The following is a 20,933-nucleotide window of genomic DNA, read 5'->3' on the forward strand; positions in this document are numbered from 1 at the left end:
AGCTTTGAACATGCCATTGGGTGGATTTGCCCCGCTTTGTACGCATTTTCGGATCTAAACCTCAATGGTTCACTTGTGTTGCACAGCTCATGACCAGCACATTCGTCCGCACGCGGCGTTAACCTGATCGTTACATTGATCGGAAAAGTTGACGATCGGCTTCCGGCGTGTCGCGGCAGTGTTACCGCAGGTCACAGGCTCAGCGTCACACTACCGACGCGTACTGCAACGCTGGAGTGTGCGAATCCGGCCGTGAATATGGAGGCTGGCTGGTCAGATTTCGCGCCGTTGCAAGCTGCGCACGCGGGGACGAGGTTCGATGCTTCGTCAGCGCCCCCGCGCGCCAGTGGTACTACGTGATCCAACTGAAGGTCCGCCAATGGACCGTCACAGTAGAAACATCCAAACCAGTCCATCTCCTCCCACACGCAGAGGAGAGCCTGAATGTCCAGGCCGGTCGGAGGGTTGACGGGGCGGACCGCAGGCACTATCCATACCGCCCGGCGCGGCGACCGGGCGACATTCCGGCGACTGGATTCGAAAGCACGTTCCCTTTGTCGATGGGCGGCGCTACGGTCTGGGGATGCCGACTCCCCCGCCCCTCGCGTCATGCTCGCGCCAGCTCTGCCGCGTGCGCCGCATCGGGGTGAGCGGCGTACCAGCTGTCGTGGTCGGTCATGACGCCGGCCTGTTTCATGTAGAGACTGCCCCAAGACGCCCCACCCACGTCCGGATCGGTGTCGAGCTGGACGCCCGCGAAGTCCATGGCCATGATCCGTCCGATCTCACGCGCGATCTCTTCAGCCTCCACCTCCGGTGCCTGAGCTACGAGTTCGTCATGGACGGGGAGAAGCATGTAGTCCGCCAGGCCTGCGTCCTCCAGGTCCAACAGCGCCTGACAGAGAACGTCCCGAGCCGTCGATTGGACGGCGTAGTTAGTGGCGGCGTACACACGGTCCCGATCCAGCGGCAACCGCCGGCCGGACGGCGTCCACACCACATAACCGGCCGCTCGCGCCTCGCGCTGGACCCTGCGGGAGTACCGTTTGATCCCCGGGTAGACCCGGTCGTATGCGGCGATCGCTGCTTGTACTTCCGCAAGCGGAGCACCGGTCTGACGGCTCAGCGTCGTAGCCCCGCCTCCGTAGACCTTGCCGAAGCCCACGCCCTTGCCCATCTTCCTGTGTCGTTTGGTGAAGCCGGGACCCCAGATCAGCTCCGCCGTGAAGTCGTGGAGGTCTCTACCCTCCGCGATGGCCCGCTTCATCTGCGTCTCGTCCGCCAGACTGGCCAGGATGCGCATCTCCACGGCGGAGTAGTCGACGGAGATGATCCGGTGGCCAGGGTCAGCCATGAGTGCACGGCGGATCGTCCAGTCTCCCGACGGCAGTTGCTGGAGCGGGGGATTCGAGATGGACATGCGGGCGGTCCGGGCCTGAAGACTGTTGATCTTGCAGTGGCTCCGGCCTTCGGAGTCCAGGCCGTCCCGGAGGGCGATGCCGTAGCTCGTCCGCCACTTACCGGCCCTCTTGCTCCGGAGCACGGCGTCCGCGAGCGGGTTGGGCGTGCGCGTCTCGCGGGGCTGCCACTGATCGTCAAGGTCGGCCAGGTCCAATAGGATGGCCTTGTCCACCTTCAGCGCCCCAGAAGGCGTGCGCTGTGTCAGCTTCTCGCCCATGCCGAGCAGTGCGGCAGACACCTGTGCCGTGGCGTTAACGCTCGTGACGCCGTACCTCAGCGCACGGGCGGAGTGGATCCCAGCTTCGTCCTCCAGCCTGCTGACGAGCCCCCGTACGTAGTCCTGGTCAACCCGCATGCCGCGCCGCTCCATCGTGGCGCACAGCCGCATGACGCGGTGCTCAAAGTCGACCAGTCGTCCGCTGACCCCGTACTTTGTCAGACGGCGCTGAAGGACCGGCAGGATCCGCGAGCCAAGGATGACGTCAAGGCCGGCGTAGAGAAGGTAGGTCTCGTGCCAGATGTGGATCTTGGCGAAGCCGTTCGACTTCGTCATCCCCATGCCGTTGAAGATGGCCGTCAGGTCGCCCTGCGTGTCCGGCGCCGTCGGGTCGACGTATTCCGCACACAGGGCCTTCAACGCCAATCCCACGCCACCCTCTTGGGGTTGGCGGGGGTCGCAGAGGTGGGCCAATACCCGGGTGTCGATCACCCGCGGCCCGAGTAGCTCCAGCGGGATGCCGGCGTGGCGGTCGAGAACCAGCAGATCGTAGGGCGCATTGTGGATCGTGAGGCGCTGGAGGATCCGGAGCGCCCAACGGGCCGCCTCCAGCATCTCTGCGGAGATCTCCACGGGAAGTACCCACGCCTCGTAGGCGGTCCCGAACTGGACGGCACGAAGGCGGAACGTCGGCGAGAACGTGTCCAGGCCGGTCGTCTCCGTGTCGCACGCGACGATCTCACCCGTGGACACCCTGTCGCGGACCCAGAGACGAAAAGCGTCCAGGTCCCGGGAGTCTTCCGGAACCTGGACGCTGACCGCCTCCCCCGCCACTGTGTGGGGGAAGTGCTTCACGCAATGGCCTCCCTTGGCTGGCCGAAGATGTCTGAACTGGCGCCCGGCGAGGTGATGTTGACCTCGCTGTCTGCGTCCTCCGCGCGGCGCTTCTCCACGTCCGTGGCAAGGCGGATCCCGTCGAATCCCCAGCGCCCGCCTGACTTGCGCTTCAGGAATCCGCGGCTCTCCATCTCCACGCCGATCGCCCAGCCTGAGAGCGTTTCCTTACGCGTCAGGCCGGCTTCCTCGCACCAATCCGCGTAGACACGGCGGAGCTGCATCGGAGCAACGCGGGCGCCCGACTCTTGGACGAGGCAGGCAGCGATGAACTCGGCGAGCCTGTCCTCCGACTCGCGGAAGTCGGCCGTGGCGCTGACGACCGTGGCCGGTTCGTTCAGCCCGTGCGCGTACCACTCCTGCGCACCGCGGACGGCCCACGCGAGGATGCCCTCCGCCTCCGCCTTCAGCTTCCCGGGAAGTGAGTGATCTGCGGCCGCACCGCGGAACTTCGCTTCCCACGGGATCAGCTTCACGCGGCGCCAGATGCCGTGGTCCTGCGACAGGATCGCGGGCTTGTAGTTGCCCGCTACCTGAAGCAGGAACGCCGGCGTGTAGGTGAAAGGATTCTGGTGGAGGAAGCGCACGGTGACCGGGTCGCCGCCGGTCAGCTGCTTGATCAGGCTCTCGGCGAGTCGGGCGTACTTCTCTGTCTCCGACGCGTGGACGAGGCGCGCCCCGCGCAGTCGAGCCAGCTCCGGACTGGCCTGCCCGACGGCCGTGCGCTGCTCGAAGGTGCTGAATTCGGTCGCGGACGTGATGCCGCGGAAGACGTCACTCAGAACGTCCATGTAGACCGATTTGCCGTTCGCTCCCTCACCGTAGTGGAACACGAAACACTGCTCCCGCGTCGACCCGGTGATCCCGTAGCCGACCAACCGTTGGTTGTAGCCGGGCAGGTCCGGGTGGTTCGGGAACACCTCCATCAGGAACTGCGCCCACCGTGGTGCCTCCGCATCCGACCGGTACGCGACGTCCAACCGGCGCGTGATCATGTCGCGCGGATCGTGCGGACGCAGCTCTCCTGTCCTCAGGTTCACCGTCCCGTTCCCGACGCTCAGAAGCTCGGGGTCTGCGTCGAACTCCGACGCCTGCGCAGGCACGCCGGGGACAGACGGAAGTTCCTTCAGAATCCCGTCGATGTGCCTGTTGGTCAGCGCCTTCAGCGCCAACCGGCGCTCGAAGTCGCTGCCCTCCGCGATCATCTCCGCGCCCATGCGGTGGAGGGACCGCCGGACAGCGTCCGTTCCGCTTGTCCAGATGGTGCCGTCCCAGACGAGGAAGCCGAGCCCGGAGGCGTACCGGACCCCTCCGCCTTGCTCCCGCATGTAGTCACGAAGGCGAACGGCCAAGCCAACGTCAGTGGAGTCGAAAGCCTCCCGCGCGGTGGACGACATCAGACTGAGGGCCGTGTCCGCGTCGTCCTGGACGTCAGGCACGGGAGCACTCACCGAGGTGGCTCGCGGCTGCTCTGCTTCCACGGCCTCCGCTTGGCGCACGGCTCGGTGGAGAGCTGCGGGAAATGCCTCCGGGTCGCCCTCGCGCCACGCCGTCAGGTCTTTCCCGTCGTGGGGAAAAGCGAGCCGCCGACCGTGGATCCCTTCGGCGAGCAGCGCACGGGCCAGCTCGTCTGTGAAGGACCGGCCAGCCCGGTCCGGGTCGCCCGCGTAAACGACGTCGCGTCCGCGGAGACCGGCTGCAAGCTCCCGGATCAGCTCCGGGTTTCGAGCGAGGCCGGCGCCCCGAATGATCACCGCGTCGTACCCACAGCCAACCGACGTCAGTCCGTCCCCGGGGCCCTCGCAGACCAGCACGGTGTCATAGCCTGCGCCTGCACTCAGGAACCCGTACTTTGCCCACACCTTCCCCGGGAGGTTCGCCAGGCTCACCCAGCGGGCCGGGCACTTACCGCTCAGGTCACGGCCCTGGAGTCCGCGCGTGATCCCATCGAACCCGACCAGCGGAACGGTGATCCTCGGGTAGCGGGTGAACCCGCGGCTCAACCACGGCTGCGGACGGTCGCCCGGGGCCGCGTAGCCGACGCGCAGATCCTCCGCCAGCTCTGTGGAGATGCCGAATCGATCGGCCAAGTAGGCGACAGCTCTGGGGGACGCCGTCAGGACAGCTGCCGTCTCGTCGACGAACATCCTCAGTCCTGCGATCTCGCCCGGCCCGATCGCCTCGGGTGGTGCCGCGGACACCGTCTTCACAGCCGTACCGGGGTCGACGTCGAAGAGATCGGAGACGCTGAGCCCGAGCGCCTGGAGGATCGCGTCCTTCGGGCAGCCGGCGCGGCACACAAGCAGCAGCTTTCCGTCTTCCTTGCGCGTGAGCTTCAGGCTCGGCGTCCGGCGGTCCGCATGCACCGGGCAGTAGGCGAGATAGCCGTCATGGTCCTCCGTGACGTTCCCCAACCGCCCCAGTAGGTCCGACAGTCGCATATGGTCTCCTCTCCTCCGGGCATTGCAAAGCGGGGCGCCCTCCGAAGAGAGCGCCCCAATGAGTTGGTCAGTGCTGTGCGGTCAGTCCTCGCGGTCGACGTCCGCGTACTCCACCGACGTCACGACGGCGCCGTATGCGGTGTAGCCGCTCGCATGCTTGTCGCCGCGAGCGAGAGCGTGCGCCACCCAGCTGGAGAGGTCGGAGGGGGACATATCATCGCCTTCCCACTCGTCCCCGTCCTCGTTGACGACCAGCGACGCGGTGAAGTTGATCGTTGCCTGTCGCACAGGTCAGTGCCCCTCTCCATGCCGGGCGATGTGGTCCGCGTACACGGTCGGCGCGATGTCCTGGAGCGTCTGCTCCGCGTCTCGGAGCCGACTGACCAGGCGGACGTCGGTCGCCAGGTCGCGCACGACGTAGCCAGCCGAGACGTTCGCCCGTCGCCGCTTCACCACGGCGCAGCCGTACGGCTGCCGGGCGTTGATCGCCTCGCGGTTGGCCTGTGCGATGTACTCGGCGAGCGTGATGCGTTGCTCGTCCTTGCACTCCGCCGCGTGGAGGTAGTAGCCGTCCAGATCTCCGATGTCTGCGCGGCCAATCTGGACGTTGCGCCGGGTCTCCGGGTTGTGGTGCTCACGGAGGTAGGCGCGGACGGCGGACTCCCACTCGGTCCCGACGCGCTTCGACGGATTAGCCATGGGCAGCTCCGCGCCGGTCGATGGCTTCGATCCACTTCACACCCACGGCGACGGCCTGGACGAGCTCCGCGCGCAGGCGCTCCGGGTCGTTCTCCGCCATGGCTTCGAAGACCTCTTCCAGGAAGACATCCCGAAAGGTGCCGCGCCCCTCCGCGAAGGCGGCGTCACAGGCCTGGCGGTAGCGGTCGGCGACGCCCCGGCGGAACGGCTCACCGGTACCGTCGGGGAAATCCTGCTGCCCGAACAGCGCGTCTTGGGCAGCTCGTTCCGCGGCAATGTCCCGCAGGACGCTCTCTGTTGCGTCGCTCACTCGCACCACTCTCCCCACTCCAGGTAGACGACGTCGATGGATGCGTACCCGCCGGCGCGCTCCACCACGGTCTGCTGCGCCTTCGCCTGCGCCACGTTGTCGTATGGGCCGAAGACGTGGCCGGCCTTGTACGGCTCGCGCTGGAACGGGCGCGAAAGGTCGGTGCACGAGTCCTGAACCTGCACGCGATACAGGTACTTCGCGTCGGGGCGGAGGGCCGTCACGCGTCCTCCGGCCCGCTCACGTGCGCAGGCACGGACCCGTCAGCCTTGCGGAGGATCACCGTGTTGTAGCCGAACTGCCCAGTCTTCTGGGGCTGCTCCTGCCGCTTGCCCCACTGAGCGGCGGTCTCAACGGCCATCATGAGGCCGTGGCGCCCCTGAATGACGCGCCCCACCTTGACCGTGCCGCCACTCGTGGAGGCGGAGAGGATGTAGTCCCCCACCTCCACGTCGATGCCAAACGAGTCCTTCATCAGGCCTCCACCGCCAGAACGTAGCGCCCGGTGACGTCGGTAGTCTCGGTCACCATGTGCACTGTGGTCTGTGCGGCGCCGTCCGCACCATGTGCCGCGAGCAGCCCGGAGACGCATCGACGGATCGCCCGGTGCAGCAGCTCCGGTGTCTCCTCTTCGATCACGCGCGGGAACTTCGGGTAGTAGCTGTTCGGGTTGTCCACGATTGCAGTCAGCACGGCTTGTTCTTCCTCTCCTTCAGGCGGCTCGCCAGCTCGATTAGCACGGCGAGCAGCAGCACCGCGAGGGCGATGCAGCCGGCAGCCCACAGGGCGCCGATGATGTAGATGAGCAAGCTGTTCACAGGCACCACTTCACTTCCGCTCCGCGCGCCACGGCAGAGCCGATCGCGTCCTGGTAGCGGCTCCAGTCCTTCCGACCGGTGCAGCCGGCACGAAGGACGATCAGGTCTCCTACGCCCAAAGCCCGAACGTCGCCCAGTGCGGGGGCAGCGTCAGGCCAAATGGTGAGGGTCACGTCAGACCTTGCGAAGGGGACCGTACGAGGTCAGGACGTACTGCAACGAGCTGTGACTCCAGGCGGTCATACCGTTCATCCCCATAAGCGGCGTGCCGTCGCTGTGCAGCGTGTCCGCACTGAACTGCCAGTGGTCGCCGTCCCCGTCGCAGTACTCAGCGTCCAGGTCGTACGTCACGCCGTCGTGCGTGAAGGTGTTGGAGTCGTCCGCCCGCTCGACCTCCGACGCCTTCACGTACCATCCGCCGTCCGCGCGGGCCGTGCCGTAGTACTCATGCGCCGTGCCAGCGTGGTAGACGGCAGTGACGGTGACGACGTCACCCGCCGAGAGCTGCGAGCCCGACGGGTGGTCCTCCAGCACCCGCACCCGGTCATCGGCCTTGATCGGCTCGTCCGCCGGGGCGGCCGTCAGATAGTTGACGCTGCTCGTCTCGTGCGAGCCGTCCGCGTTCTCCACGACGTACCACGACCGGGCCGGGTCGTACTTGTCCACGAACGGGCCGGCCGTCACGGTGCACGGCTCGCCGTCGTGGACGACGCGGGCGCCAATCTCGAAGGCGGGGAGGACAGTCAGGTCTGCCGCGTTCGCCGTGTACTGCCTCTCGGCGCCCTCCGCGTGGACGATGAAGTACGGCCCGCGGTGACCCTTGAACGGGCCGGCGTCGATCACGTACCGCAGGTCACGGGACCCCCACTCCACCTTGTCGCCTGCTGCGAACGTCTGCTCCGCCACTGTCTCTCCTCTGTGTCCGTGCATGGCAGAACCCCCGCGTCGTCGATGCGCGGGGGCTCGGTTCGGGGTTGGTCAGGCTGGCGGTGAGGTCGGCACGTTGTAGCCGGTCACGGCGAAGTGCTCCGCGGCGATCTCCACGATCTTCCGCGTCTTCCGCTGAATGTGCCCGGAGTCCCGGCCCGTCGGCTGGACGACCAGCTCCGGGTAGCTTCGCCCCTTGGAGTCCTTGATGTTGTGGATCTCCCGGACGATGCCCTCAGAGTTGCGGACGGTGTTGCCCTGACGGGACGGGTAGACCCCGACGGATCCCACGCGGATGTCCTGGCCGGTGAAGTCGGTGAGCTTGCGGCCCATGCTCTCTCCTCTGTCTGCTTCTTCAGTACGATGTGGAAGCGCCCGGCCCTGCCGTCCTCTACTCGGCGGGACCGGGCGCGTCTGTGTGCCGCTATGCGGCAGCCGGCAGGGCTTCCGGAGCGGAGTAGGCGCCCAGGACCTTGATCACCGGCTTGTTGTAGGCGACCTGCGTCCCCTTCTTCGGTCCGGTCTTGATCGTGAACTCGACGGTTTCCAGGGAGAGTCGGGCACGGGCTGGTCCGCCGACGTCGTCGAGCGCCTGGAGGATCTCGTGCCAGACCTTCGCCAGGTCCCAGGCGCCGAAGCGGGCTCGGAAGATGCCGAGGTCGGGATCGTCGGCCAGGCGGAACTTGATCCCCAGGTTCGGCTTCGGCCCCTTGCCGCTCTTGGCGAGCAACTTGCGGTCCACGAGCAGCGCCGGGCAGCCGCAGGGCTGTCCCTTCTGTTCGTCGTCCAGGAACTCCACGCCGTCGCACCAGTGAATCGGCTCGCTGCCGACGGATCCGTAGAGCCGCATGTCGCTGGTCAGGGCGTCCGCGCTGTCGATGATGATGCTGACCGATGCGGCCTCCGTCAGGATCTCCGTGGAGTCCTCCGCGTCGGTGTCCCACTCCGTCGGCTCACCGCCGAAGAGCTCCGCGACGCGCGCAGCCACGACCGGATCGCCGGTGGTGATCCGCCACTCGTTCAGGGACTCCGGCCGCCGACCGACCATGCGCCCGGAGCGGAAGCGACCCACGACATCATCCGCGAAGGATGCGCGTGGCGCAGGTCGGGCGTCGGGGTCGGTTTCGAAGATTCGCAGTCCTGCCATGTGTCTGCCTCTCGTCGGCTGCATTTGCGTGCACTCTGTACGGGAGGCCGTGTCCTCCTCCCCGGTGGTGCAAGGGAGTTACTGGGGAATTCAGCCGTTCTGTTTGCCCTGCGTCGTCAGTCCCGCACATCGATATGCGGGGCCTGAGGGCCGTACAGGTGGGCGTACAGCCACAGCGCACCGCCCAGGAATGCGACCTGTCCCGCGCGGGCGTGGAGGGGCCGCCGACGGATCCCGAGGACCGTCCGGAGGTGGCTCGACAGGGGCGCGTCCGGGTGGCGGGATCGAAGGGCAGCCGTCTCCGCCACGGCGAAGAAGCCGGCCCACGTCAGCCAGACGCAGGACCAGCGCGTGCGGGGGCTCATGACCGTGCCGCGTGCGGAAATTGAGTTGCAGCGCACCACGCGGGCTCGGTAGCTTGGGCCCTGAAGCCGCGTCTCCTCAGGCGATAGTAGATATCAGCCAGCCGAGACAGGGTCACTGCCGTGAGCCGTTCAGCCTCCGACTGCCGAACGTCACCGCATACCCGCAGGCACCCCATGTGTACATGCATAGACGTACCTACTTTCAAGTACCCAAGTTGCCGGGGGCACACCGCCCTCCGCTGAGTCTCCGATCGTCGGCAGGAGCTCAGTTCAGACCACGTTTCGTGGTCGGACTGAGCCTGCCCACGCCCAGTCCGGCCATCACCGGGAAGGGCTAATCGATCTTGATCAGTGCCGTGATCCTGTGGATTCTTGCCGCAGCTGGCGTCGTAGATTTCCTCGGCCACTACGTGCTACCCCAGGTCTTTAAGGCGGTAGCCGCCGCTGACGAAGCCTGGGAATCGCTTGTGCGCGGTTGGCGCGAACGGCGCTCCGAGCCGCACGGCGACTAAGTAAGCTGCCGGGGTGGAGGCCTGGACGCACTGCCAGCCTCCACCCCTGCCTACGGTAAGGCGCACAACACCCTCAATGCCTCGTCAGGTGTGATGTCCCCGGCCGCCAGGCGTCGGATCGCGTGCGCGGCGTACCACGAGTCACCGTTGAGCGCGTCCTCCAGGGCGCAGGCGATGGACTCGATAGCCGTCAGGCGGGCGTTCACCTCCGCGTTGCGCGTAGCCCTTCGAACAGCGCCGGCACGGAGCTGACCAATCACGGCCCGAAGGGACATCTCCAGGCCGGCCGTCTGCCGTTTCACCTCCCGGTCGACGTCAGCGGGGATCTCGCGATCGGACGGCCACGCATGAAGGTACTCGCGGTGCTCGATGTAGTCCTGAAGCCGTCGAACCTCCGCACGGTAAACGGCCACGGTGCCAGTGCCTCGTGCACGGCGGAGCGCGCGGTTCTTCTCCCGCTCCTGCTGGAGCTGCCAGGACTGCCGGGCCGTGAACGCCAGGTAGCGATCCGCGTCCTCGCAGAACCTGCATGCGGCAGCCCGTCCGTGCCAGGGCATCTCACGGAACTCCTCCCGCGCCTTCCGCCGGGAGCACCTGACGCAGTAGAGGTCCGTGCGGTCGCGCCTCATGCGCCACCCGGCATCTGCGACAGGTCCGCGAGCAAATCGCGCGCAGGCCGGTCGTCGTCCATCTCTACGAGATGCAGCGCCCGACGAACGATGTCCAGCTCTGCAACGGTCAGCTCTACCGTGACGGTGCCAATTTCCTTGATCTTTGCCATCTCAGATCCCCTCTGCCAGGAACTCCGCCACCCGGATGATGTCGCTGACGTCATACGGCTCGTCCCACGTGTGCTTGGCGACCAGTGCGCGGGCGGTGTCGATGATCTCTGCGCGCTGCGCGACGTACTCCGCCTGCGCGTCACCGGTTGCCAGGTCGGGGAGCTCGTCAGTACTCGCTCGGGTGCCCTCCGGGTCGATGAAGTCGGCAGCGTCCTCCGCGTCCGGGAGGTCAGCGCCACGGCCGTTGCAGTTCGCACGGATCCGGCGAGCAGCGTCCTTCAGCAGCTCGGTACGGAACCGATCCACCAACTCGTCCTGCTGCCAGTGCTCCAGGTGTCCGCCGGCAGCGACGGCCGCGCGAAGGTGCATATCCGCCGATTCGAGCGGGGTCGGCGGAGGGCCAGACGGGAAGTAGTTCACTCCGCCACCTCCGGGTCGATCAGTGCAGCCGCCCTACGCATGTCGTGCTGCGTCTGCGGCCAGCCGTCCAGTTCGTCAGCCTCCGCACGGATCTTCTCCGCCAGCTCATGTGCGTGGGCCTGGAGCAAGTCGTCCAGCAGCTCCGAGAGGCTGTCGTACTCTGCGCCGTACCAGCGGTCGAGATCGCCATGGATCGACGCCCGCTCTTCGGCTACGGTGCGCCGGGTCACTCGTCCTCCGCTCCCATCAGCTCTGCCAGCACGGGGCCGTACTTACTCGACAGACCAAGCTGCCCGCGCTCGCAGAGCGTCTCCAGGAACCGAAGCGCCATCTCGTCCGTGTGGCCGGCGCGAACCGCAAACGCAACAGCCCGGGTCTTCAGCCCGTGGGGGTCGACGTAGCTCATTTGTCAGCCCCCGACTTCGCCAGGACAGCCGCCCGGATCAGCCACTCACCGAGTGACTTCGCATCGGCCGGTGTCAACAGTGCGTCCCCGTCGGCGCCGTACGGGTCCGTCCAGTCGAGTGCGACGTCTTCACCGTGGTTGTAGACGCGAAAGAGCTTCCCGCCAATGGACTTGATCACCGCGCACCCCTCTCCCACATCCTTCGCGCGTCTGCCTGGCAGCTCACGCCGAGCCGGCGGCCAGGACGCGCCTGCTTCGTCTTCCTCACGGGTTCACCTCCATTCAGCGACGACTCACGCAGCCGCAACGATCTGCCCTCCAGTCGCCCGCGCGTCGCACGACGTGCACATGGCGCCGGACTTGAAGGCTCCTCGCCGCTTCAGCGCCTCCAGGTCCCGCCGGTAGGCACCCCATCCCCACTTGCGCCGGATCTCTGGGATGTCCTCGCGACCGACAATCTCCGCCTCCAGTGCTTCGATCTGCTCGCACACCTCCGGGAAGAACATGCCGACCATCTCAAGCTCACCCTTCTCTGCGAAGCTCCCGCACAGGCACTCTCCCGACATGTGGATGAGGTCGCTGACCTCATTCACTGGCACGTCACCGGCCAGGAGCCGGTAAGTATTGAGGTCCGGCTTCGTCCAGAGGGTGAGCGGCGACGCGTAGCACATCGACCGGTTGCGGTCCCATGTGGTGATGGCTACCCTCCGAGCGGACTCGCTGCGTCGCCGGCCGCCGAGAAAGAGGATCCGTTCGCGGTATGGGTAATGCACCACGTCGCTGCGGGCCTGCTCCAGACACCGCTCCTTCAGCCGCTGGAACATCTTGAAGTGCTGTCCGGGCCCGGGGAACCCGTGCGCCAGCACCTGAGCACGGTAAGAGTCGGACTCTCGCGGCGACTTCTCCACGAGCGGGAGACCCCACTCCGCGCACGTGGTGCGCACGAAGATGCGGGTCTGCTCCACGCCGATGCCCGTGTTGGCGTGGACAGCAAAGTCCGCACGGTGACGGAAGATGTGCGCCAGCGTTGTGGAATCATTCCCTCCCGAGTACATGACCGCCATCCCAGCAAGCCTGTGCTTAGTGAAGTAGCGGTCCAAAGCCCGGTCCACAATCCAGTGTGACAAGCCCAGCAGCTCTCGAACCCGAATCTCACGCTCACGACGCGTCAGGCGGGCAACCTCATCAGGGCTCAGCTTCAGAGCCCGCACTGCGGCACTGGACCGGGGAAACGAGATCATCTCTACGTCAGCCATGACCAACTCCTCTCTCCTCCTACGCCGAAAGCCCCCGGCGCCGAAGCGACCGGGGGCTCAGGTGGTGCGTGAAGGACTAGCTGAGGCCACGCTGACGTCGTGCCTCGTCCCGCTTCTGGCGGAGCTCTTGAGCTTCCTCGTACGTCAGGCCGGAGGCCCGGCAGCGCGTGTAGCCCGCGCCGATCAGCACCGCGACGTCACCACGATGTACGTACTGCCGCCCGTCCCTGCGGATGGACGAGTACTTCCGGCAGAGCGGGCACGTTCCGCCGGAGGACGCCATTACTTCGCGCCCCGCACGGCACTGACGCCCAGCAGCACGAGCAACGCCGAACCGAACCCGAGCGTCGGGACGGCCTCCACCGCCCCATGCGCAGCCCCCACGCCGAGCATGAACAGCCAGGCGCGGAGCGGGATGAACGGCAGCGCCAGAGCGAGCGTGGCGCAGGCCTTCCCGAACGCTTCGGCCTGCGGATCCGTGGCCTTCGGTGCTGCGTGGATCTTGATCCCCTTCACCATCTCGTCGAAGTCGCTCACTTGCTCTCCAGTTCGGTGATCCGCAGCGCCTGGCGGACGATGGTCTCCTTCAGCGGACCATCCGCAGTCAGCGCCCGCGCGGCCTCCACCCCGCGGCGCATGTGGTCCAGGTCCCAGCAACTTCCCGGGCCGGCGTGGATGTCGACGCCAAGGGCACAGGCGACGTCAGCAATAACGCCGCGGGCGTCCCCTCCGCACTCGTTCTCCGCGTAGACGGCAGCCTGGAACTCTTCAGCAGAGACAGGCCCGGTCGGCCAGACGGGAAGGACCCTGCGCCCCCGCGATGACGTGAGCGCCTTCAGCTCGGCAAGGATGGCGTCAGCACGATGCGACTCACGGTCCGCCCGAGCGGCATGCCACTCCGCCCGCGTCTCTGCTTCCGCGAGGTCTTCGCGCAGGCCGGCGCATGTCGCCTCTACTCGCCGGAGCCGCTCCAACTCTGCGTCGTAGCGCAGGCTCACCCTGCCCGCCTCTCCGTGCCGGTCTCCGCGACGCCGGTGGACCACACGGGCTTGCCGATCACGCGGCGCTTCCGGCCGGTCTCCCAGTCGAAAACCTTGATCAGCGCACAGAAGAAGTCGAACAGATCGTCGGAGCAGTCGGCCGGGACCAGCTTCGCGCCCTCCGGCCTGACGTGGAGGACGGCTGCTGCGTCGATGGTCGGCACCGGAACGGACGATCCGTCAGCCGCGAGGATGATGCGGTCCGCCATGGCGTAGGCCTTCAGCTGAAGCGCAACATCCTCATGCACGCCTGAGCGCGTGGTCTTCCAGTCAAGGATCACCACCTCTCCGTCGATGCGGGCGATGGCGTCGAACGAGCCGGCGTAACCGTGGGTGTCACTCCAGACGGTCTCCTCCAGGTGGATGAACTCCGGTTGCTGCGACTGGAGGAACTCCGCGAAGTGGCGCGCGTACTGCGTCATGTCCAGGCTGACGCGCCCCACCCGCTCTCCGCGAGCGAGACGCTCAAACAGGTCGTGCGCCTCTGTACCAGTGCTGGCAGCCTGCCGTGTGAAGCGGTCCGGGGCGCGCTTCAGGTAGTCCACCATGCCGTCGGGGTCGTCCTGGATCAGCCCGTGAACGTACTCCCAGCGGTTCACGGCCGTCTCGGCGACCAGCTTTGCCGCCCAGTACCGAAGGAAGTCCTTCGGAAGCATGGACAGGATCGACGTCACCCCAGGGAGCTTCCTGTCCCCGTCCTCTGGATCGATATAGAAGCGGGCCCCGCTCCGCCTGATGGTGCCTACAGTCATGCTGTCTCCTCTGCTGGTGGGTGCAGAGGAGTTACTGAGGAATCGGCGCGATCCGTTTGCCCTCGTCAGTGGGATCTTCGTCGTCCGCCCTCATCGGCCAGACTGGTCAGAGTTTTGGCCTTTTCCCTTTCTCTCTATCCCGCGTTAGAGAGAAGTAGAAAGAGGGGGTTGGTTGGGCACTTTTGGCCAGTCTGAACACACTGAAGCCCCGCCGGAGGGACGACGGGGACAGGATGTGACGCGAGGTGACGATGGGTTGCTACTTGCCCACGGTCCGGATCACCTTGCGGAGGCCCTGGAGCTGCGCGATCGCCTGCGCGTACCGCTCGTCCAGCACCCGGCGCTGCGCGGGGGTCATCTCTTTGCGGATCACGTCAGGCTGCATACCGTCGATGATCCGAGTGACGGTGGTCGCCAGCTTCAGATGATCGGCTACGAGCCGGCTGACGGGGGCTTCCGCGTCTCCGTCCGTCGACTGGAGCTGATCTGCGGTTTCCGCAGCGCGGGCAGACGCCACGATGGCAGTATTCACGCTGCGTCGATCAGCCATCCGGTTGCGCGCCGATTTCTCGTGCAGCCCCAGTGCCGTCAGCTCTTTGGGGCTGAGAACCTCACGGAGCAGCTCGGAGATGTGGTATCTGACGTTCGCTTTCACCCGACTCTGCGGCTCCGGCGCGATGCCAGCATCCAAGTAGATCTGCGCTGCCAGCTGCGTGTACTCGTACGACGATCCGTTGGGGTCGTCCATCGACAGGCGGATGGACACGAGGACGGCAGCCAAGCTTTTCAGCACGGTGGTACCAGCGTGCTCCAGCTGTGCGTAGGCGCGCACGAGGTGGACGCCACGGTCAGCTAGGTCCGTGACGGTGAGATCCCTGACGTCGGCCAGCTCCAGCGGCTCCGGAATGCCGGTGCGGCGGGCGATGGCAAGCGGCTCGCGACGTGCAGGGAGGTTGGCCTCCGGCATAAGGATGGCCTCCATGGTGTGGATGGGGACGGCAGCCTACCAAGGGAGAGTGAACTCCAACCCTGGCGAGTAGCCTACGAGATGCTCAGCTGGTGCTGTCTGCGGTGAAATCCTCGTGACAGACTCCGCAGATGATGGCTCCAGCGGCCAGCGTCGACGGTGAAAGCCAGATCTTGCGCGGGCACCCGCACGAGAGGGCGATGCGCGATCCGGGCTGCTGTACTGGCCGTCGGGGAGCCAGTGTTGGCAGTAGCGTCGCAATCGCTGTCTCCAGGTGGCCCAGCAGAGGGCCCGCACCCGGATGGTGCCGTGCTCTTTCAGAGAGCACAACGTCACGAAAGCCCGTACCGGCATTGGCCGGCTGACCGTCGGGCCATGCCAGGCCGACGCGCTCCGCAGCTGCCACGAAAGCCCGGGAGTGGTATCGCCCCCGGCGGCTGACGTCCGCTGTACCTTCGACCCAGTTGAGCACGTGAGCAGCCTCGTGCAGCACCGCTACGAGCGTTGCCTCTGCACCTTCCTCCAGGTAGTCCCTGCTGACCACGATCTGTAGCGGCTCGCCGTCTTTCCACCGCTCAGAGCTGTGGTCTCCCGCGGGATGCTCATTACTTACCGCTACCACGGCTACAGGTAGCTGCGGGTGAAATGCACGGATAGCATCCCATGCGTCCACCAGCACGGCGGACAGAGTAGGGACAGAGGGTGGCGGTGTCATGGCGTGACAGTACCGTGATTGTGTCGCACAGGACAACGAGCGCGCTAATGCGTGGCCGAAAGCGCTCTAACGCAAAAAGGACCCCCATCCTCCAATATGGAGAATGAGGGCCCTTTGGCATGTTCGTCAGTTCGCGGCGGGACTGACCCTCGCGCGGGCAGACTCGCCCAGCACGATCGGCAGGACGAACAGGACGACGCCTGCGACCTGGCCGGCCACAGAGGCATTGGCCAGGGCTGGGACGAACACCGCGAGCGCGGAGCACACGGACATGATCGCCGCCCGCACGCGGACGGGCTCCGTCGCGAGTACCGTCCGCAGCATCGCCAGAGCGTTCAGGGCAACGGTCTGAGCCATCAGCTTCAGCCGGGTAAAGAGGTTCGTCAAGGGATCTCCTTTAGGCGTGAGCCCGGCCGTAGTGCCGGGCAGATTCGGCATCGAGTACACGGCTGTGGAACAGCTCCACAGCCGCGAGGTAGACCGCAACGGAGCCCGCGTTGACGATCGTGTAGTCCGCGTCCTCCGCCGCCAGTGCGCCTTCGGACTCGTGGTCCAGGTGCGGGATGCCGGGGCGGTCGACGTAGAGGAGATGCCAGCCACGGTCGCGGAGCGCGTCGGCCTCGTTGGGGTAGCGGACGTCAGTGATGCAGACGTTGCGGCCGGCCTCGTTGGCGGCGTCGGCCGTCGTCAGCGCGGCACGGAGCCAGAAGTCCCGATCAATGGAGCGGATGGCGGCGCCCAGTTCCTGGAGGAAGCGGCGGACCTCCGGCGTCGTCTCCTTCGCTCGTTCCCAGTCTCCGGGGCCAGCGATGATGTCCGACAGTCGGCGCTGCTCAGCGAAGAACCCCGCGTGGGTGATCGGGTCGACACGCCACGCCGCATCCTTCAGCGGGTCCGCAAGCGCGACGCGCTGGTAGCCACGCTGCTCCACCAGCCAGCCGCCCGCCGTGTCCTTACCGCTCCGGGCCCGTCCGATGATCCCGATGTTCATGGTTCTCCCCTGTCGACGATGACGCGGGGGGGTTACTGAGGAATCTGGCTGTCCCGTTTGCCTACGCTTCCGGGCGGCGTCGCATGAGCATGTGCTCCGCGTCGTGGCCCGCCTGCCAGGCGCGAACGTCAGTGACGGATTCCCGCAGCTCGGCGACGTCAGAACGGAGCTCGTCCCGCACGCCGTCAATGCGCTGGACGAGGGCTGCGCCGAGCACCGCCACCGACTCTCGGGTGGCGACTCCTTCTGCCTCCGCAGCTCGGCGGAACTGAACCAGCGCCGGGACGGTGGCGGCGCCGAGCACACCCACCGCCCCGATTACGGCGACGATGATCTCTGGGCTCAACGCATCAGCCTCCGCCAGGTCTCCGGGCCCGGGTAGCCGTCAGCGCTCGTGCCGCTCCATCCCTGCGCCCGCTGGAACGCTGCGACAGCCCGACGGTCCGCCTCCGTCCAGGTAGGTCCAGGGCCACTCCTGTAGTACGAGCCGTAGCCGTGGCGGACGAGCGCCTTCCCCACCTGCGTCACATAGCCGTTCACGGCGCCGGCGTGGAAGTAGCGGTCACCGGGGAACGGCGCCGCGCTCGGCGCGGGAGCCGACGTGGACGCGGACGGGATGTCCTTACCCTTGCCGCCGACGAGGTAGGCCCACGTGGTGGCGCCGGGGATGCCGTCCGCGTCCGCCCCCGTCCAGCCCTGCGCAGCCTGGAACGCGGCAACCGCCTTGCGATCCGCGTCACCCCAGACCGGCCCGGGGCCGACGGTGTAGAAGCGGGAGGCGCCGCGGGACACGAGCATCTGCCCCAGCTGCGTGACGTCCGCGTTGCTCGCGCCCGGTCCGAAGCGGCTTGCGCCCGGGAAGGCGGTGCTGGTCGTCGGTGCGGGAGTTGGAGCAGGGGTTGGGGCTGGTGTCGGGGCTGGAGTAGGCGCAGGAGTCACCCCCGGTGCAGCGGGAACCGTGATGGTGTCGCCCGGGTGGACGACGTCAGGGTTCTTCACCTGCGGGTTCAGCCCGAGGATCACCGACAGTCCGACACCCGCAGCAGCTGCGATCGCGCCGAGAGTCTGCCCGGCCTTGACGACAACGCTCGTCGACGACGTCGGCACGGTCGGAGTAGGTGCCGCCCCGAATTCCGGCCAGCTGCCCGGGTCCTGGTGGTCGTTCTCGGGGACGTGCGCGTGGGCGTACCAGCCGCCGCGGGTCTCCCACGTATGCTCATCACGGCGGGAGGTGAAGTCCACCGGCCGGCCCATCGGCCACTCGTCCGCCACGCCCCACGACGCAATCCAGGCGTGCAGCCGGTCCCATCCCGCGCAGGGCGTGTCGGTCAGACGCGGGTACACCTTGCCGTTGTATCGGCAGTAGGGGAAGAACACTGCCTCCACCTGGATGACCACCGCACCGGCGCGGTTGGTCCGGGTCCCGCCCGCGCTGTCAACGACGCTCTTCGACCTGGAGTCCGCCGGGACCAGCTGCGCTATCCGACCCGTAAACGGATCCCACACGATGTGTGGCGCCGACGCCTTCCCGGAGCCGGTGAAGTAGGAGACGAGATCCTCCCATGGCTCCCAGTCCTGCGGGCTACCGGCCGTCGCGTTCTTGTCCCACGTGATGTGGGCGATGGCTTTGGCAGGGCCACCGTCGGTGGGCGCGTGGTCGCCGACGTCGTGGCGCTCGGCGCCGGGCATCCAGAGTTCTGGCATGAATTCCTCCCCAGGGCATGAAGAAATCCCCTCCGCCAAGCGGCGTGGGGCCGAAGAGATAGCTACGGCGGGCAGCCGGTTAGGACGCTGCCTCGTACGTGATGTTCCATCGCAGGATGTGACCTGCGGCATGAGTAAGCGGGAACGTGTTGGTTACATAGCCGAACTCCTGCGAACTGACGGAGGACTTGACTACGAACGTCGCCCCACCTGCGTCCGCCGGGTTCAGGCTGACCTCGCCGATGTAGTTGTTCGCGCCCGGCACCACGTAGTCAGCGATGCCGTTCGGAACGAGACCTGACCCAAGGCTCGCCACTGGAACGGGCGGAGTGAGGAACGAGATTCCGGTGCCCGCGAACGTCGTTGACCCCCATGTCAGCGCCCCGTACCAGTGGATCGTGCGGGTACCCCAGCGTGTCCACCTGGACGTCAGGATCCCGTTCCCGAGAGCAGGCCCCGGGGCGCTGGCCGTGGACCAGGCCGGTACGTGGTCGGCGTAGCCCGTGATAGGCGCGTACGGCCTCCAGGTGGTGCCGTCGTGGATCTCTTTCCGTCCCTCCGTGATCAGCCAGCATTCCATACCGGCCACGGGGGACGGGATCGCGGCGTTACGTGCAGCGGCACTCGCAAACCGCATGTTGGTCCGCGGCGCGAGGGCGTTGATCGTCGGTACGAACCCCTCAATGTTCGGAGAGTCCGAAAGCAGCGGGATCGGGTAACCCTGCTGGTACGTATCGGTTCCGGGCATGCGTCCTCCGCCCGCCAAGTAGCGGGAATTGTCGGTGCGTCAGATATCAAGCGAGTGCGCCGAGGACGACCCAGTTGCCATCTGCGTTCCTCGTTACCACGACGGTCTCTCCGACCGTCGGGGAGGAATACGCCTTGAGTCGTCGGACGTTCGCCACCGTTCCGGTAGCCGTTGAGATAGAGACGACCCCGGTCCCGGTTGCGGTCACGGTGGCCAGGATCCACGTCGTCCCCAGCTGAAGAACTGCGCTCTCCGAGGCACGCTGAATCGCTTCCGCGAGATCGCTCATGGCGTGTCTTCCTTGCTCCCCCGCAGCGTGATCGGGAAGTCGCCTTCGACGTCCAGCGGGACAGTGAGGGCCTGCACGAGGACGAGATCCTGCCGCCCGCCGGCGTACGTCAGCCGGATGCAGTCCCCCGCTTCCAGGGCAGGGTTCGGGAGGGAGGACAAGGACGTCTGCACATTCGGTGCGATCGCGTCGCGGAGCATCGATGTGGCGGCATCAGTGCAGGCGGGTGCGGACGTCAGCAGCCCGGAGGAGTAGAAGCGCGGGACCCGGCCGTAGGGGCCGCCCCACATCGTCGGGCTGGTGGGATCCGTGTCGTACGCCGATCCGCTGACGGGCGGGGTGCCGCTCGCACTGTTCTCGCCCGAGACAATCACGCCGTTGTAGACGCCTGCTCGGGCCATTTTGCGGCTCGCGGCGATCAGGTTTCCCGTCGGTCCCTCCGCGACATCCCAGACCGGAGCAGCTGTTGACAGATCCGGAATGTCAGCCACGACGAACCGCCCCAGCACGTCCACGTAGATCTCCGCGTGCATGCTGGTCGCCAGCTGCGTTACCGCGTCCCACCGGTCGGCCTGCGCGTCCCACACAACGGTTGCGCAGGCTGGATTTCGCGCGCCGACAGTCGAGTTGAGGATGGTCGCAGTCGGCAGCGTCTCCTGAATCAGCGCCGTGATGGCTGCCACGGTGGTCGCGTAGCCGGACGTCGACGTGGGCGCCGTAAAGCGGTCGTCCTGGATGGCTGCTTCCAACGTCTTCCCCGTCAGCGTGACCGGGCCTAGGTCGACGTCACCGGACGGCTCGTCGATCCTGAACGTGCCGAGAGGCGCCAACTCCGTTGTGCCGTCGGGGAATCGGATGCCACGCGACACCACGAGCTGCTGCCCGTACACCGCGAGCGGATCTGTGGCGCCCCACGGCAGGTAGGCAGGATCCGCAAGCGTCAGCGACAAGGCCCGGCGGATCTTGCTACCCCGGTCCACCGTCACCGACCCACCGGTGATCGGCAGGTCAGTGACGGTCGGAGAGCCGGCGTAGTAGGCGTCCACGCGGGTTACTACCTGGTGTGGTGTGG

The 20,933-nt window shown here is 66.8% G+C and carries 31 protein-coding genes; all 31 read right to left on the bottom strand.

The features are described 5' to 3' along the window. Positions 1-191: 191 nt before the first annotated feature. Positions 192-611 (bottom strand): HNH endonuclease, encoded by a 420-nt coding sequence (locus ACIBH3_RS08665; protein ID WP_396311182.1) that lies wholly within the window; start codon positions 609-611, stop codon positions 192-194. Next, positions 608-2,533, bottom strand: coding sequence for a DNA polymerase (locus tag ACIBH3_RS08670; RefSeq protein ID WP_396311183.1), 1,926 nt, complete (start codon positions 2,531-2,533; stop codon positions 608-610). The genes ACIBH3_RS08665 and ACIBH3_RS08670 overlap by 4 nt, the downstream gene beginning before the upstream one ends. Further along, a complete protein-coding gene (locus ACIBH3_RS08675; RefSeq protein WP_396311184.1) occupies positions 2,530-5,013 on the bottom strand; it encodes a phage/plasmid primase, P4 family in 2,484 nt (827 codons plus the stop codon). Before ACIBH3_RS08675 ends, ACIBH3_RS08670 begins: the two co-directional genes overlap by 4 nt. 81 nt (positions 5,014-5,094) lie before the next feature. After that, on the bottom strand, positions 5,095-5,301 hold the full coding sequence (locus ACIBH3_RS08680) for a hypothetical protein (RefSeq protein WP_396311185.1): 207 nt from the start codon (positions 5,299-5,301) through the stop codon (positions 5,095-5,097). Between the two features lie 3 nt (positions 5,302-5,304). Continuing rightward, positions 5,305-5,712, bottom strand: coding sequence for a hypothetical protein (locus ACIBH3_RS08685; protein ID WP_396311186.1), 408 nt, complete (start codon positions 5,710-5,712; stop codon positions 5,305-5,307). Then, entirely contained in the window at positions 5,705-6,022 is a 318-nt protein-coding gene (locus ACIBH3_RS08690) for a hypothetical protein (protein WP_396311187.1), read from the bottom strand. The genes ACIBH3_RS08685 and ACIBH3_RS08690 overlap by 8 nt, the downstream gene beginning before the upstream one ends. Next, positions 6,019-6,207 (bottom strand): hypothetical protein, encoded by a 189-nt coding sequence (locus tag ACIBH3_RS08695; protein ID WP_396311188.1) that lies wholly within the window; start codon positions 6,205-6,207, stop codon positions 6,019-6,021. Before ACIBH3_RS08695 ends, ACIBH3_RS08690 begins: the two co-directional genes overlap by 4 nt. 35 nt (positions 6,208-6,242) lie before the next feature. Next, complete coding sequence (locus ACIBH3_RS08700) at positions 6,243-6,497, bottom strand: hypothetical protein (RefSeq protein ID WP_396311189.1); 255 nt, start codon at positions 6,495-6,497, stop codon at positions 6,243-6,245. After that, the gene (locus ACIBH3_RS08705) at positions 6,497-6,715 is read right to left on the bottom strand and encodes a hypothetical protein (RefSeq protein WP_396311190.1); all 219 of its coding nucleotides are present in this window, start codon (positions 6,713-6,715) and stop codon (positions 6,497-6,499) included. The genes ACIBH3_RS08700 and ACIBH3_RS08705 overlap by 1 nt, the downstream gene beginning before the upstream one ends. Beyond that, on the bottom strand, positions 6,709-6,840 hold the full coding sequence (locus ACIBH3_RS08710; RefSeq protein WP_396311191.1) for a hypothetical protein: 132 nt from the start codon (positions 6,838-6,840) through the stop codon (positions 6,709-6,711). Before ACIBH3_RS08710 ends, ACIBH3_RS08705 begins: the two co-directional genes overlap by 7 nt. A 174-nt stretch (positions 6,841-7,014) precedes the next feature. After that, positions 7,015-7,746: a phiSA1p31-related protein gene (locus ACIBH3_RS08715; protein WP_396311192.1), complete on the bottom strand. Its 732-nt coding sequence runs from the start codon at positions 7,744-7,746 to the stop codon at positions 7,015-7,017. A 72-nt stretch (positions 7,747-7,818) separates the two neighbouring features. Next, the gene (locus ACIBH3_RS08720; RefSeq protein WP_396311193.1) at positions 7,819-8,100 is read right to left on the bottom strand and encodes a hypothetical protein; all 282 of its coding nucleotides are present in this window, start codon (positions 8,098-8,100) and stop codon (positions 7,819-7,821) included. Between the two features lie 91 nt (positions 8,101-8,191). Further along, positions 8,192-8,938, bottom strand: a complete 747-nt coding sequence (locus ACIBH3_RS08725; protein ID WP_396311194.1) for a hypothetical protein — start codon at positions 8,936-8,938, stop codon at positions 8,192-8,194. A 903-nt stretch (positions 8,939-9,841) separates the two neighbouring features. Further along, positions 9,842-10,420 (bottom strand): hypothetical protein, encoded by a 579-nt coding sequence (locus tag ACIBH3_RS08730; RefSeq protein ID WP_396311195.1) that lies wholly within the window; start codon positions 10,418-10,420, stop codon positions 9,842-9,844. After that, positions 10,417-10,572 (bottom strand): hypothetical protein, encoded by a 156-nt coding sequence (locus ACIBH3_RS08735; protein WP_396311196.1) that lies wholly within the window; start codon positions 10,570-10,572, stop codon positions 10,417-10,419. Before ACIBH3_RS08735 ends, ACIBH3_RS08730 begins: the two co-directional genes overlap by 4 nt. Before the next feature lies 1 nt (position 10,573). Continuing rightward, positions 10,574-10,942: a hypothetical protein gene (locus ACIBH3_RS08740; RefSeq protein WP_396311197.1), complete on the bottom strand. Its 369-nt coding sequence runs from the start codon at positions 10,940-10,942 to the stop codon at positions 10,574-10,576. Positions 10,943-10,989: 47 nt separating this feature from the next. Next, positions 10,990-11,223 (bottom strand): hypothetical protein, encoded by a 234-nt coding sequence (locus tag ACIBH3_RS08745; RefSeq protein WP_396311198.1) that lies wholly within the window; start codon positions 11,221-11,223, stop codon positions 10,990-10,992. Then, positions 11,220-11,399 carry a hypothetical protein gene (locus tag ACIBH3_RS08750; RefSeq protein WP_396311199.1) on the bottom strand — a complete coding sequence of 60 codons (180 nt, stop codon included), beginning with the start codon at positions 11,397-11,399 and terminating at the stop codon, positions 11,220-11,222. Before ACIBH3_RS08750 ends, ACIBH3_RS08745 begins: the two co-directional genes overlap by 4 nt. Next, a complete protein-coding gene (locus ACIBH3_RS08755) occupies positions 11,396-11,578 on the bottom strand; it encodes a hypothetical protein (protein ID WP_396311200.1) in 183 nt (60 codons plus the stop codon). The genes ACIBH3_RS08750 and ACIBH3_RS08755 overlap by 4 nt, the downstream gene beginning before the upstream one ends. Positions 11,579-11,692: 114 nt before the next feature. Beyond that, positions 11,693-12,655, bottom strand: coding sequence for a phosphoadenosine phosphosulfate reductase family protein (locus ACIBH3_RS08760; protein ID WP_396311201.1), 963 nt, complete (start codon positions 12,653-12,655; stop codon positions 11,693-11,695). Positions 12,656-12,937: 282 nt separating this feature from the next. Next, entirely contained in the window at positions 12,938-13,192 is a 255-nt protein-coding gene (locus ACIBH3_RS08765) for a hypothetical protein (RefSeq protein WP_396311202.1), read from the bottom strand. Continuing rightward, a complete protein-coding gene (locus ACIBH3_RS08770) occupies positions 13,189-13,653 on the bottom strand; it encodes a hypothetical protein (RefSeq protein ID WP_396311203.1) in 465 nt (154 codons plus the stop codon). Before ACIBH3_RS08770 ends, ACIBH3_RS08765 begins: the two co-directional genes overlap by 4 nt. Next, positions 13,650-14,447, bottom strand: coding sequence for a PD-(D/E)XK nuclease family protein (locus tag ACIBH3_RS08775; protein ID WP_396311204.1), 798 nt, complete (start codon positions 14,445-14,447; stop codon positions 13,650-13,652). Before ACIBH3_RS08775 ends, ACIBH3_RS08770 begins: the two co-directional genes overlap by 4 nt. A gap of 259 nt (positions 14,448-14,706) precedes the next feature. Then, the gene (locus tag ACIBH3_RS08780; RefSeq protein ID WP_396311205.1) at positions 14,707-15,429 is read right to left on the bottom strand and encodes a hypothetical protein; all 723 of its coding nucleotides are present in this window, start codon (positions 15,427-15,429) and stop codon (positions 14,707-14,709) included. Between the two features lie 826 nt (positions 15,430-16,255). Next, positions 16,256-16,516 carry a hypothetical protein gene (locus ACIBH3_RS08785; RefSeq protein ID WP_396311206.1) on the bottom strand — a complete coding sequence of 87 codons (261 nt, stop codon included), beginning with the start codon at positions 16,514-16,516 and terminating at the stop codon, positions 16,256-16,258. Between the two features lie 10 nt (positions 16,517-16,526). Beyond that, complete coding sequence (locus tag ACIBH3_RS08790; RefSeq protein ID WP_396311207.1) at positions 16,527-17,120, bottom strand: hypothetical protein; 594 nt, start codon at positions 17,118-17,120, stop codon at positions 16,527-16,529. Positions 17,121-17,181: 61 nt separating this feature from the next. Next, entirely contained in the window at positions 17,182-17,466 is a 285-nt protein-coding gene (locus tag ACIBH3_RS08795; protein WP_396311208.1) for a hypothetical protein, read from the bottom strand. Then, the gene (locus ACIBH3_RS08800) at positions 17,463-18,824 is read right to left on the bottom strand and encodes a peptidoglycan-binding protein (protein WP_396311209.1); all 1,362 of its coding nucleotides are present in this window, start codon (positions 18,822-18,824) and stop codon (positions 17,463-17,465) included. Before ACIBH3_RS08800 ends, ACIBH3_RS08795 begins: the two co-directional genes overlap by 4 nt. Positions 18,825-18,903: 79 nt before the next feature. Further along, on the bottom strand, positions 18,904-19,572 hold the full coding sequence (locus ACIBH3_RS08805; RefSeq protein WP_396311210.1) for a hypothetical protein: 669 nt from the start codon (positions 19,570-19,572) through the stop codon (positions 18,904-18,906). A gap of 46 nt (positions 19,573-19,618) precedes the next feature. Beyond that, a complete protein-coding gene (locus ACIBH3_RS08810; RefSeq protein WP_396311211.1) occupies positions 19,619-19,861 on the bottom strand; it encodes a hypothetical protein in 243 nt (80 codons plus the stop codon). Next, positions 19,858-20,907 (bottom strand): DUF5047 domain-containing protein, encoded by a 1,050-nt coding sequence (locus ACIBH3_RS08815; RefSeq protein ID WP_396311212.1) that lies wholly within the window; start codon positions 20,905-20,907, stop codon positions 19,858-19,860. Before ACIBH3_RS08815 ends, ACIBH3_RS08810 begins: the two co-directional genes overlap by 4 nt. Positions 20,908-20,933: the final 26 nt, after the last annotated feature.

Source organism: Kitasatospora sp. NPDC050543 (genome assembly GCF_044457565.1).
In the GTDB taxonomy this organism is placed as follows: Bacteria; Actinomycetota; Actinomycetes; order Streptomycetales; family Streptomycetaceae; genus Kitasatospora.